Source organism: Lactococcus sp. SK2-659, assembly GCF_020218185.2.
In the GTDB taxonomy this organism is placed as follows: domain Bacteria; phylum Bacillota; class Bacilli; order Lactobacillales; family Streptococcaceae; genus Lactococcus; species Lactococcus lactis.
Map to the genome: position 1 here is coordinate 798,287 of NZ_JAIWQZ020000001.1, position 13,159 is coordinate 811,445.

The 13,159-nt window shown below is 31.9% G+C and carries 9 protein-coding genes; all 9 read right to left on the reverse strand.

Features of this window, described 5'->3' with window-relative positions; all coding sequences use genetic code 11:
- Positions 1-43 precede the first annotated feature (43 nt).
- Complete coding sequence (gene rnr, locus LDP15_RS03750) at positions 44-2,041, reverse strand: ribonuclease R (RefSeq protein ID WP_225513290.1); 1,998 nt, start codon at positions 2,039-2,041, stop codon at positions 44-46.
- 98 nt (positions 2,042-2,139) lie between these two features.
- On the reverse strand, positions 2,140-3,684 hold the full coding sequence (locus tag LDP15_RS03755; RefSeq protein WP_225513291.1) for a MucBP domain-containing protein: 1,545 nt from the start codon (positions 3,682-3,684) through the stop codon (positions 2,140-2,142).
- 57 nt (positions 3,685-3,741) lie between these two features.
- Positions 3,742-4,086, reverse strand: a complete 345-nt coding sequence (locus LDP15_RS03760) for a helix-turn-helix transcriptional regulator (RefSeq protein ID WP_042230332.1) — start codon at positions 4,084-4,086, stop codon at positions 3,742-3,744.
- 639 nt (positions 4,087-4,725) lie between these two features.
- Complete coding sequence (locus LDP15_RS03765) at positions 4,726-5,355, reverse strand: K(+)-transporting ATPase subunit C (protein WP_042230330.1); 630 nt, start codon at positions 5,353-5,355, stop codon at positions 4,726-4,728.
- A gap of 17 nt (positions 5,356-5,372) precedes the next feature.
- Positions 5,373-7,439, reverse strand: a complete 2,067-nt coding sequence (gene kdpB / locus LDP15_RS03770; protein WP_042230328.1) for a potassium-transporting ATPase subunit KdpB — start codon at positions 7,437-7,439, stop codon at positions 5,373-5,375.
- An 8-nt stretch (positions 7,440-7,447) separates the two neighbouring features.
- Entirely contained in the window at positions 7,448-9,175 is a 1,728-nt protein-coding gene (locus tag LDP15_RS03775) for a potassium-transporting ATPase subunit KdpA (protein ID WP_015426380.1), read from the reverse strand.
- 9 nt (positions 9,176-9,184) lie between these two features.
- Positions 9,185-9,265: a K(+)-transporting ATPase subunit F gene (gene kdpF, locus LDP15_RS03780; RefSeq protein WP_080513128.1), complete on the reverse strand. Its 81-nt coding sequence runs from the start codon at positions 9,263-9,265 to the stop codon at positions 9,185-9,187.
- A 246-nt stretch (positions 9,266-9,511) separates the two neighbouring features.
- Positions 9,512-10,222: a response regulator transcription factor gene (locus LDP15_RS03785; RefSeq protein ID WP_042230325.1), complete on the reverse strand. Its 711-nt coding sequence runs from the start codon at positions 10,220-10,222 to the stop codon at positions 9,512-9,514.
- Positions 10,212-12,842, reverse strand: coding sequence for a sensor histidine kinase KdpD (locus tag LDP15_RS03790; protein WP_015426379.1), 2,631 nt, complete (start codon positions 12,840-12,842; stop codon positions 10,212-10,214). The genes LDP15_RS03785 and LDP15_RS03790 overlap by 11 nt, the downstream gene beginning before the upstream one ends.
- Positions 12,843-13,159: the final 317 nt, after the last annotated feature.

The window sequence follows — 13,159 nt, forward strand, 5'->3', positions numbered from 1 at the left end:
TCTTATTAGTCCTTTATTTATTCGACATAATAGTAGACTGGATTTATTCAGGAGCAATTTGTTCAAAATCAACTGTTCCTTTTCGTTTATTAGCAGAAATAACACGAATTTTTATTTCTTGTCCTATTTGATAGACTGTTTCTGATTTTTTTCCTTTAAAAATACTTGCTTCTTCATCAAATTCAAGTTCTTCCGTAGTCCCAGTATGTAAATTAGGTACACGAATTAAACCTTCAACTGTATTATCTAATGCAACAAAGATTCCAAATTTTTGCAGGCCTGTAATTGTACCAGTGTAAACTTCTCCAATCCGCTCTGACATATATTCTGCTTTTTTCATTGCATCAATAATTCGTTCAGTGACGACTGCGCGGTGTTCCATATCAGAAGAATGGCTAGCAATTTCAGGTAAACGTTCTTTCCATTCGTCTTTAGTACGGTTAGAATGGTCAGAAGGATATAAATGTAATAAACGATGGATAATTAAATCAGGATAACGCCTAATTGGGCTTGTGAAATGCGTATAGTTAGTCGCTGCGAGCCCAAAATGTTTTGTATTTTTCTCAGAGTAAACCGCTGTTGACATCGTATGTCGAAGTTGATAAGTCAATGCCTTTTCAGAACTTGTTCCTTTAATTTCATCAGCAAAGAAATTAATGGCTTGATGAGAATCTGAATTCAAGGAAAAACCAGCATTAGCAGCAGCTTCCATCAATTTAGCAAAAGCTTTCTCTTTAGGGTTATCATGAACTCGATATAAGGAAGGTAGTTTTTTCTTTTGAAAATCAAGGGCAACAGTTTCATTTGCCATCAACATAAAGGATTCAATCATTCGTTCTGCAGTATCGCGATCACGTTTTACAATTTCGATTGGATGACCTTTTTCATCTAAAATAATTTTTGCTTCACTCTCGTCAAATTCAATCATTCCTCTGTCTTTTCGCATTGTTTCAAGAATTTCATGAAGTTCAACAGCCACTTTAATCGAATCAGTAATTTTAGAGAAGTTTTCAAGGGCTTCCCTATGACCTTCTTGTCCTTGATGAATCATTTTATTGACATTATTATAAGTCATTCGATAAGTTGTTTTTATGACTGAAGGTGATATTTTATAACTGACAATCTTACCTTTGTCATCAATTTCCATTAGACAAGACATTGTCAGTCGTTCTTGAGCTTCATTGAGTGAACACAAATTATTGGATAACTTAACAGGCAACATCGGAACAACTCGGTCAGTTACATAGACTGATGTTGCGCGTGAGTAGGCTTCTTCATCTAAAGAAGAACCCTCAGTCACATAATGACTGACGTCAGCGATATGGACTCCTAATTCAAAATGTCCATTTGATAATTTTTTAACGTGGATGGCATCATCCAAATCCTTAGAATCATCTCCATCAATGGTATAGGTAATTTCATTCCGATAATCTTCACGATCTTGCAAATCTGAATCAGTTAATTTTTCGGAAAATGCCTCAGCCTCAGCTAAAGTTTCAGAAGAGAACTCTTGTGGAATTTTCATAGCACAAAGCACTTCTAAAATATCTAGTCCTACTTCGCCTTTATGTCCAATAATACCTGTAATTTTTCCTTCAAATGTCTTGGTATCGGTTGGATATTGGGTTATTTTAAGACTTACTACATCTTCTTCTTGAACCCCTGATAATGGTTGTTTGATATATAAAGTATCAGAAATTCGATCATTATAGAGTTCTATTCTTCCTTTGTATCCTAATGCTTTGACTTGACGATTTGACAAAGAACGGTAAGTCCCGACCGTATCAACTACGGCTCGTTCATTTATTTTAGTAATTTGTCCACTTGCACCGCGTTTTTCAGTTTTAGGATAGGTAACTTTAACGGTAACTTTATCCCCATCCATCGCAAATTTAGTATCATTTTTACCGATATAAATATCATTTGTTTTATCTGTTGCGTCTTCTGGATGAACAAATCCGAAACCTTTAGGATGTTTAGAAAATACTCCCTTACTTTCTGTTTGATTAAGTGCTGATGCTAATTCTGATAGCTGAACCATATATATTTATTTCTTCCTCCAATTGTATCTATCTATCATAACATAATCAGTAAGCAATATTCGATTATTAATAATAAAAAAAGCCTTTATCAGGCCTTTTATTTTTTAATTACCAGTTTTTTTAGACGAAATGTTATAATAGCTAATCCTATGATTATAAGAGTAAAGCCACTAAGGAAAATTATTATACTCTTTTTTTTATTCTCAGCTGTTTCTGGTAGTCTTTTTGGATTTACATGATTAGAATTTTTTACTTTTGGATTTGTTTTATTTTTGGATTTGGTCTCAGAACTTATTAACTCATCTTTGGCTTTTATTATCTCATTTTTAGCATAAACATAAGTTACAGTCTGAACTTTAGCAGTATATTTACCTTTTGAGTTTCCTTTAATTTCTTGAAGGGTATAACCAGAAATCTTTTTTTCTTCAGTTATATAATCTTCGCCAACAGTTCCAGATCTAACAACATCTTTTGAAATTGACTTTCCATCTGTATCTATATATTTTACAACAACTTTTCCTGTAGCAATAGGTAACTCATTTTCTGTGTATACATAAGAAACTGTTTGTGCCTTTTCTGAAAACTGACCTGATGAATTTCCTTGAACTTCTTTTAAAGTATAATCTTTAATATCTTTTTTATCAGTATAATAGTTTTCACCAATATTTCCTTGTAAAATGATGTCTTCTGAAATAGGATTATTCTCTATATCTACATACCTTACTGTCACATCAGCTGCAACCACTGGATTTTTAGAATATATGTAAGTGACCGTTTGAAGCTCTTCTTCAAAATTTCCTGTACTATTTTGTGGTAGTTTAGTTGTGTCTAATGTGTAACCATCCAATACCAACTTGTATTGATCTGTACTGGCGTCATAAACATCTCCTTTTGAACCACTAATAGTTTGTGAGTTATGAATTTTGTTTCCTTCCTCATCAACGTACTCTACTGCCACTCCTCTTGAATAATTGGGATAAATGAATTGGAGTTGATTTCGATCAGTAAAGAAGGGATCAGGACTATAATTTTGTAACCATGACTCTCCACTAAAGGGAATAAACTGTTTATTTAAATTGAAATTACTCAATATGTAATCAGTATCTGGAGAAAGTTGAAAAGAGACTTCTATATCATTCTCTTGGTTATTTGCATCATCTGGATATACAATTGGTTTAAGAAGTTCGACCATATAGCCTTTGAGTTGTTCGAGACTTGGTTTATTATCAGAATAGTTCATACCATCCGTTGTATAAGTAATTTTTATGTCTCCTTTAGTTGCTTCTGGATAAGATAAAAATTTGAACCAAGATTTTCCTGATGAATCCTGGTTTATAAAGGACATTTTCCATTTATCAATTCTTCCATTAAATACTATCAGTGTCTGTTTATTATATACAACCTTGTTCTTCGTTAAATCAACAGTTGTAGGTTCAACAAAATGATTATAAAAGTCAGAACCCAAAGTATAATAGTCTGATCCATCTGCAGAAACCTGCAGACTCTTACTCGAAACTGAACCTTGAGCGTATACTTTTCCAACTCCAAATACTGCTATTATTGATGTAAATAACAATAATATAAATAAGTTTCTGATTAATTTTTTTGTCATCATCTTCTCCATTTTGGCTTTTTTAATCATAATAAATAAACTCCATAAAATCTGTAAAATATTTTTTCACTAAAAGTAATGCTTCTCTTAATTTTGAGATTGCTCCTTTTTTAACTCTTGCAACATCCAAATTTGCGAAAACTTACATATTTCAAGTTTTTGATTTTTATCAAGATTTTTAAAAAGGAACTCAGCAAAATTTGCTTTTTCCTGTTTTTTTGAGTAAATACTATCCATTCCCAATAAATATCTTGGTGTTACATCAAAATACTCTGCTAATTCTAATAAACGAATGGCTGAAGGAATCGTTTGTGTTTTATAATTGCTTAGGGCATTGCGAGAATATCCTAATTCTTTTTCAATTTGATTGAATGACTTTCCTAACTCATTTGCTAGTTTTTTAATTCTCTTATAAAATATACTTTCTTCCATCATATTTCCTTTCAAAATATCAAAACCTAATTTTCAGAAAAATTAAGATTTTTCTGAAAGTACTGTGATTATTCTGTTATAATCACTTATGGAAAATTCACTAATACTAACATTTACTAAAACAGTATATAAAATACAGCATTTAAAATAACATACTTTAGTAAACAAAAGTCATGATATAAGAATGTTAAAGAATTATAAGTGGTTTATTAAGTGTTTGTCGGCATAAAAAGACTCCGAAAAATCTTAATTTTTCGGAGTCTTTTTATAGTATTTGACAAAGCATCATGATGTTTAAACAACAGACTGTTTATATACCTACTTTATCAGACTTTCTTTTTAAATTATAAAAATATTACATTAGTTACATGTACTCTTTATTATACATTTTTTTATTATTTTTGCCAACATGTTTTTTATATACATTTTATAATGCAAAGTGAAATTATCCTTATCCCAAACATACATTGTCGGAATCGTTTCTACCTCTTTATCCTATTATCAGTATATGCTTATTTTTAAAAGTTTACAACCGAAAAAAGTATTTTAAAAATCTTTCAATAGAGCTTTAATAATGAAAAATTATCTACAAAAAAACTATAAATTATTATGATTTATAGTTTTTCTTTTTTTACGTTATTAATCACTTTTTTCACTTAATTGATTGTAAATTTCAAGATTAACTTTTAATACATTGACTGTTTTTTCACCTAGAAATCCTAAAATTTTATTTTGAGTATTTTTATCAATAATTTTTTTCAAATTATCTTCGCTTATACCTGTGGATTTCGAAATTTGAGGAATTTGAACCAGGGCACTCTGTTGGCTAATGCTAGGATCAAGGCCTGATCCTGATGATGTCAACAAATCTGTAGGAATATCTTTCTTATTTATGCTCGGATTATTATTTAGGAAGTTTTTTATATCACTCTCTACTCGTTTTTTTAGTAAGGAATTACTAGGTGATAAATTTTGAGAACCTGAAGCCACTCCCAAATATTTACCCTCAGATTTTTCTTTTGCAGTATAAGTATTATAATTAACAGCTGAGGGACGTCCCTTCATGAATCTTTCATCAGAAAATTGTTGACCAATTAATTCAGATCCTATCATTTTTCCCTTATTAACGATAAGACTACCATTAGCCTGATATGGAAAAATACTTTGTCCCAGACCTGTTATGAGCAATGGATAGAAAAGACCACAAATCACTGTAAAAACCACTGTAACTAGAAAAGGTGTTTTTAATTCTTTAAATATTTTTCTCATCACTTCTCCTTTTAGCATTAAAGACCAATCATGTGCAATAACGGAGCAATGATTAAGTCAATAATTTTTATTCCAATGAATGGAGCAATAACTCCCCCTAAACCATATACTAACATATTATGTGTCAACATTTTATCCGAATGCTGTGGTTTATATTTTACGCCCTTCATCGCTAGAGGAATTAAAAGTGGAATGATTATTGCATTAAAAATTAATGCTGATAATATTGCACTGGAAGGCGTGGCAAGATTCATGATATTTAAAACATGAATTTGTGGAATAGCAAGCATAAACATTGCGGGAATAATCGCAAAATATTTGGCGATATCATTGGCAATAGAAAATGTTGTTAGTGCTCCTCTTGTAATTAAAAGTTGTTTACCAATCTCTACAATATCAAGAATTTTAGTCGGATCACTGTCTAAATCTACCATATTTGCTGCTTCTTTGGCCGCACTTGTCCCTGAATTCATTGCAATACCAACGTCAGCTTGTGCTAGTGCTGGTGCATCATTAGTTCCATCCCCTGTCATTGCAACAACTTTTCCATCGTTTTGTTCAACTTTTATTGCTTTGATTTTATCTTCTGGTTTACATTCAGCGATATAACTATCAACCCCAGCTTCTTGAGCAATCGTTGCGGCCGTCAAAGGATTATCACCAGTACACATAATTGTTTTAATTCCCATTTCACGTAAACGAGCAAACCGTTCTACCAATCCTGGCTTTATTGTATCTTTTAAATAGATAACTCCCAGAATCTTTGAATCTTCTGAAACTACCAATGGGGTGCCGCCTACCGAAGATATTTCATCGGTAATTCTCTTCAAATCATTAGGAACTCCCCCTCCTTGTTGTTGAATATAATCAATCACAGCATCTGTTGCTCCTTTGCGAATTGTCTTTCCTGTCGGAAAATCAACTCCACTCATTCTTGTTTGAGCTGTGAACTCTACAAAAGTCATTTCAGCTGGAGTCATAAAGTCCTTATCTTCTTGTTCTTCTGCTAATCTAATAATAGACTTGCCTTCTGGTGTTTCATCTTTCAATGAAGTTAAAACAGCATTTTCTGTCAATTCTTCTAAAGAAACACCGTTTACTGGAAGAAATTTTGCGGCCATTCTATTACCAAATGTAATTGTTCCCGTTTTATCTAAAATCATAGTATCCACATCACCACTGGCTTCAACTGCTTTACCAGACATTGCAATCACATTAAAACGTGTCACTCTATCCATTCCAGCGATCCCAATTGCCGATAGTAAGCCACCAATTGTTGTTGGAATTAAGCAGACCGTTAAGGCAATGAGTGTCGTTACACTTAACTTCACATGAACAAAAGAAGCAATGGGGTAGAGTGTCACAATAACTATTAAGAAAATAATAGTTAAACTCACAAGTAGAGTATTTAATGCTATTTCATTCGGCGTTTTTTTCCGTGAGGCTCCTTCAACAAGAGAAATCATTTTATCAAGAAATGATTCTCCTGAACTAGAAGTGATTTTTATCTTGAGCCAGTCGCTTGAAACAGTTGTTCCTCCTGTTACTGAGGCAAAGTCACCACCAGATTCTTTTACAACAGGAGCAGATTCTCCTGTTATTGCCGATTCATCGACGGAAGCAATTCCTTCAATCACTTCTCCATCACTTGGTATCAATTCTCCTGCTTTAACTAGAACTATATCATCTTTTTTTAACTCAATTGCATCAATAATAGTTTCCTTAATCTGATTAGTAGCTTTATCTTTATTAATAATTCTTGCTTTCATATTTTTTTGCGTTTTTTTCAAGCTCTCTGCCTGAGCTTTTCCTCTGCCTTCAGCGACAGATTCTGCAAAATTAGCAAAAAGAATTGTTAAGAATAAGATTAAAGTCACAATTATATTATAAATTTGACTTGACGATTGAACTGTCCCAAATAAGTTAGGAAAAATAGATAGAATTAATGTAATAGTAAATCCAACCTCAACGACAAACATGACTGGATTTTTCATCATATATGCTGGATTAAGTTTGATAAAAGCTCCTTTGATAGAACTTTTTATAATCTCTTGATTCAATAGTTTTTTATTTTTAGAAATCATCATAAGCCTCATAATGTTAAAGATTCAGCGATTGGTCCAAGAACCAAAACTGGTAAAAATGTTAATGCTGATATTACAATCACTATTACAAATAGAACGACGGTGAAAGTTCCACTATCTGTTTTAAGTGAACCTACAGAATTATTTACCGACCTTTTCATCATTAATGATGAAGCAATCGCAAGTTGAATAATTAAAGTGAGATATCGGCCTAAAAATATAGCAACTCCAGTCGTAATATTCCAAAAAGCGGTATTATCTTTTAACCCCTCAAAACCCGAACCGTTGTTCGCCGCCGAAGATGTATACTGATAAACAATTTGCGATAAACCGTGAAAGCCAGGATTGGATACTCCAGCAATACCCGCGGAAACAGAAACGGCTAGTGCCGTAAAACTTAAAATAATTAAAGGGTGAATGATAATTGCTAGAGCAGTCAATTTCATTTCTTTTCCTTCAATTTTTTTCCCTAAGTAAACAGGAGTTCGACCTATCATTAAACCACAGATGAATACTGTCAAAAGAACATAGAGAATCATATTCATTAATCCAACGCCTTTTCCTCCAAAAACAAGATTAAGCATCATATTAATCATGGCAATACCACCACTTAATGGTGTCAGACTATCATGCATGTTATTTACAGAACCTGTTGTGAAAGCAGTAGTAATTTCGGTAAAGAAAGCTGACATATTTGTGCCAAATCTAGTTTCTTTCCCTTCCATGTTACCCATAGCTTGACTTAAGCCTAGGTGCTGTAAAATAGGATTCCCTTTGGACTCAGCCCAAATAATTATTGTAAGCCCGATTAAAAATAAAACACTCATCACGATAAATAATGGTCGAGCCTCTTTTCCTAAGAAAAGTCTTCTTTTACTTTTTAATTTAGAATTTAATAATTTATTTTCTTGATGACTATCTGAAACCATATATCCAAACGCAAATAATATCGAACCAGGTAATAACATCATTGATAGCATTTCAATTATATTTGTAATAATATTTGGATTTTCAAAAGGCATTGCTGAATTTGCTGCAAAAAAGCCACCACCATTTGTTCCCAAATGTTTGATGATTTCAAGTGCTGCCACTGGGCCTAGAGCAATATCTTGCATTTTCCCTTCAAGGGTTGTAATTGTTAAATTATGTACTAATGTCTGAGGAATGCCTTGTGATATCAATAATAAAGCGCCAATAATAGAAAATGGAAGTAATACACGAGTAATTACTCGTACAAAATCATAATAGAAATTTCCCATATCTTTGTATTTTCCAGACAGTCCTCGAATGAAAGCCATTGAGGCTACAAAACCAGAAGCTGCTGATGTAAACATCATAAAGGTAATGACAATCATTTGACTCATATAGGAAAGGGCAGACTCCCCAGAATAGTTTTGTAAGTTAGTATTAGTGATAAATGAAATTACAGTATTAAAACTTAGACTTTGCTCCATTGCCCCAATGTGGTTAGGATTTAGAAAGGGAATTTCTTGAATTCTCAAAATTAAATAACCAATAAACACCATTACAGCATTTGTTAATACTAGAGATAGCGCGTATTTTTTCCAAGTCATTGGCTGTTTTTTCATAGCAATCAATTTATATATAAAGCCATCAAATTTATCCATGACCGGATCTGCAAAGGTCTTTTGATCTGTCGCTATGTGATAAAGGTATTTACCTGTAGGTATCATTAATAATATGGCCACTGCCAATACGAAAATAATTTGTAACATCTGTTCCCCCTAAAATTTCTCTGGATAAATCAGAGCATAAAAGAGATAAATCGCCAATAACATGATAATAATCCCTAAAATAATAAACATTTTAAAAACTTCTTTCTAATTTTCTTTAATTTGCTTGTCACACCAAGCTATTAGAGCCAGAATTAGTAGAAAACTTACTACTAGTCCTCCAAGCATCAATAAATCCATCAAAATATTTTCCTCCTCCTTGATGTTGAAATTATTTTAACACTTGAAAAATAAAAAGAGTGTAAAGATTTGATTATTCGTATAAAGATAATCTAAAGATTTTCATAAAAAAAGTACTGACGAATCTGTCAGTACTTTTTAGTCAATTTTTATCATTCGATAGCCGACACCAATATGTGTCTGTATCATCTTTGGATAATTGGAATCAAGTTCAATCTTCTTACGTAGCGTATTTGCAAATACTCTAAGTGCTGAAAAATCTTCCTCATAATACCCCCAAATTTCTTTGACAAGATAGTTGTAGGTCATCACACGGTCCAAATTTTCTGCTAATAAACAAAGAAGTTTGTACTCAATCGGTGTGAGATGTATCTCTTTTTCATTTACGAAAACACACTTTGATAAATAATTTATTTTCAACCAGCCATTAGTAAAAGTTGTTACTTCTGTCAGTAAATTTTGATTATTTCCAGAAAACTTAGCTCTTCTCAAACTTACCCTAAGTCGAGCCAAAAGTTCATCAGTACTAAATGGTTTTGTCAAATAATCATCCGCACCAGCATCTAAAGCTGCTATTTTATCAGCATCTTCTCCTCTGGCGCTGACTACGATAATTGGAAGTTGAGAGAATCCACGAACTTTAGAAATAATCTCTTTTCCGTCCATATCCGGTAAGCCTAAATCTAAAATTAGTAAATCTGGGCGCTGAGAGATAATCTCTCTTAACGCTTCCTTACCATTTTGAACAGCTACATAATTATAATCTTCAACCTCCATTGTCAAAGATAAGAGTTTATTAATTGACAAATCATCTTCACAAATCAATATTTTTATATCATCATTGTTCATCAGAAATTAAAACCTCCTCTAAAGGTAATTTGAAACCAAAAATGGCTCCATTTGGCTGATTATCTTTAACATAAATTTGTCCTCCATGTGCTAAAATAATACTTTTACACAAAGAAAGTCCTAAACCTAAACCACGCTTAGAATCAACTTGCCGATTTTCGTCAGTATAAAATAAATCAAATATTTTTTCTTTGGCTTTATCAGTAATGCCAGGCCCATTATCAGAAACTTCAAGAACTAACTCATCATTAATTTTTTTGGTTTGTAGTTCTATTTTAGAATTAATTGGTGTATATTTCACCGCATTATTAATCAAGTTAACAATCACTTGTATCATAAGAGCCACATCCATTTTTGCCATTAAGAGTTCATCTGCTAAATTTAAACTAAATTCATGCTGTTCCAAATGCCTGTCTACATGTTTAAGTGCTTCTTCAACTACTTCATCAATAATATTTGCTTCCAACTTTAATTCTATTTTTTCATCCAATCTTGTGATAGATAAAAGATTTTCAACTAAATTAATCAACCACATTGAATCATCATAGATATAAGCTGATAATTCTTGAATTTGAAGTTTATTTATTGTGCTATCATTTTTCATCAGTAATTTTGCATGTCCAGAAATACTAGTAAGTGGAGTTCTTAAATCATGTGAAATAGCACGTAACAAATTTACACGTAACTGTTCTTGCTCAATTTGAATTTCGTTTTTTTGTTGGACTTCTCGAAGAATTTCTTTTTCTAAAGCTAATCCTGCTTCACCTAATATAGCCAGAATTATAGATTTTTCAAATGTTTCCAACTCATTTTTGTCCTTCATTAGGATACCAATCACCGCAAAAGATTGATTTTTCCCACGAATTGACAAATATAAGTAATTAGCAGCTGATAATGTATTGGTCGTTGCTCCTGCACGTTTATTATTGTGCATTACCCACTCAGCTACACCTCTCTCATTAAAATTCTGGTATTTTTCTAAATTATACTTAGAAGACTCAGTTGAAAAATATGATTCATCTCCTAAAACTTTATCTTTGATTGGATAAATCACAATATCTCGATCAAGTAATTTTTTTAACTGTTGAACTGTTGCTTCTAGAATTTCTACTACCGAATCAACCTGTGCTAAATCTTTATTCGTTTGTAAAAGTACTTCTGTTCGATATGATTTTTCCGCAGAGACTCGAACTTGTTCTTGAATTCTTTTGATTAATGTCGACGTAATTAATCCAGCAGCCAACATAATTAAGAAAGTAATTGGATAATTAGAGCTAAAGGCTACAAAAGTGTAATAAGGTTCTGTGAAAAAATAATTAAAGCAAAGTACAGATAAGACTGAGGAAATGAGACTAAAAATTCTTCCTTTTGTAAAAATGGCATTAATCTGAACTCCTAAAATATAAAGCATGATTATATTAGCAACATTGAAGTTCCAGTATTTGAAGGCTAACCCACATGAAGTGACAAGAGCTAGCATCAGTATTGTTTTCAATAAATCACTTAATGAAAATCGGATTTTTTTAAAATTATACAAAGTTCCAGAAGTATTTTTTTGTTGTCCCCTTGCATTTGGAATGACATAGATATCAAGTTCTGGCGCTTCCTGACTTATAAGATCTACAATATTTTCCCTACTCCAAAATGAACTTTGTACACTTTTACCAATTACTAGCTTTGATATTTGACTAATTTTAGCATATTCGACAATTTGCTTAGAAACATTATCTCCATAAAGGACAGATAGTTTTGCGCCTAACTGTTCAGCCAAACGTAAATTCTGTCTCAGTTTATCTTTTTCTTCTTTGGAAGAATTTTCTAAATCACCGATATATAATGCCGTAAATTCTGCTTTAAATGCAACTGCAAGTCTCGCAGCTGCATGAATAACATGAGAGGCTGAGGGTGAAGCTGAAACACATACTAAAACATGTTCTTTTGCATAAATACTTTTTTTATTTTGAGCTTTACGAATAGCGCTCTTATTGACTTGGTCAGCAGTTTTTCGTAAAGCAATTTCCCGAAGGGCGATAAGTTTTTCTAATGTAAAAAAATTTTCTTTTGCTTGATTTACTTTGTTTAACTGATAAATTTTTCCTTTATCTAGTCGTTCTAATAAATCAACGGGTTCAATATCAATTAGCTCAATTTGATCAGCCTTTTCAAATATGTAATCAGGGATTTTTTCATTTACAATAATCCCAGTTATTTTTTCAATTACATCATTTAGACCTTCAAGATGCTGAATATTTATTGTTGTAAAAACATCTATTCCTGCTTTCAAAAGTTCTTCAATATCTTGAAATCTCTTCTTATTTCTTGAACCATGGCAATTTGTGTGGGCTAATTCATCAACTAGGATAACCTGAGGTCTACGAATCAAAGCTTCTTCTAAATTGAACTCTTTTAATTGAATTCCTTTATAATTTATTTTTTTTAAAGGTAAGGTTTCGAGCCCTTCAATTAATTTTGAGGTCTCTGGTCGATTATGAGGTTCAATGTAGCCTGAAACAACATCAATTCCAGATTTCTGAACCTCATGCGCCCCTTCGAGCATAGCAAATGTTTTTCCAACACCAGCAGCATAGCCAAAATATATTTTTAGTTTTCCCTTTTTCATTGGTTGCCTCTAAATTTTCTTGTCCATATTATAGCATAAAAAACGTAGTCCATTAATGACATAAACTTTCTGGCCTTCCTAATTTTACTATCTTATAAAATTATTTTTTAGATTTCCACTTAACTAAATCACTAAGCTTAGATTGATAAATAAATCAGTTTAATTTTTTTGATAGTGCACGAAACATTTTGGCTTATGTTACTATTTTTCTATAGTAAATTCAAAATATAAAGTTATCGCAAACATACATAATATATCATGGGTTTTGACATAAATATAAATATAAATATAAATATAAATATAAATATAATTATATT

What these genes read in the sequence shown, in the direction of transcription:
- rnr (WP_225513290.1), bottom strand. Translation starts at nt 2,041, where the DNA reads ATGGTTCAGCTATCAGAATTAGCATCAGCACTTAATCAAACAGAAAGT.
- LDP15_RS03755 (WP_225513291.1), bottom strand. Translation starts at nt 3,684, where the DNA reads ATGATTAAAAAAGCCAAAATGGAGAAGATGATGACAAAAAAATTAATC.
- LDP15_RS03760 (WP_042230332.1), bottom strand. Translation starts at nt 4,086, where the DNA reads ATGGAAGAAAGTATATTTTATAAGAGAATTAAAAAACTAGCAAATGAG.
- LDP15_RS03765 (WP_042230330.1), bottom strand. Translation starts at nt 5,355, where the DNA reads ATGAGAAAAATATTTAAAGAATTAAAAACACCTTTTCTAGTTACAGTG.
- kdpB (WP_042230328.1), bottom strand. Translation starts at nt 7,439, where the DNA reads ATGATTTCTAAAAATAAAAAACTATTGAATCAAGAGATTATAAAAAGT.
- LDP15_RS03775 (WP_015426380.1), bottom strand. Translation starts at nt 9,175, where the DNA reads ATGTTACAAATTATTTTCGTATTGGCAGTGGCCATATTATTAATGATA.
- kdpF (WP_080513128.1), bottom strand. Translation starts at nt 9,265, where the DNA reads ATGTTTATTATTTTAGGGATTATTATCATGTTATTGGCGATTTATCTC.
- LDP15_RS03785 (WP_042230325.1), bottom strand. Translation starts at nt 10,222, where the DNA reads ATGAACAATGATGATATAAAAATATTGATTTGTGAAGATGATTTGTCA.
- LDP15_RS03790 (WP_015426379.1), bottom strand. Translation starts at nt 12,842, where the DNA reads ATGAAAAAGGGAAAACTAAAAATATATTTTGGCTATGCTGCTGGTGTT.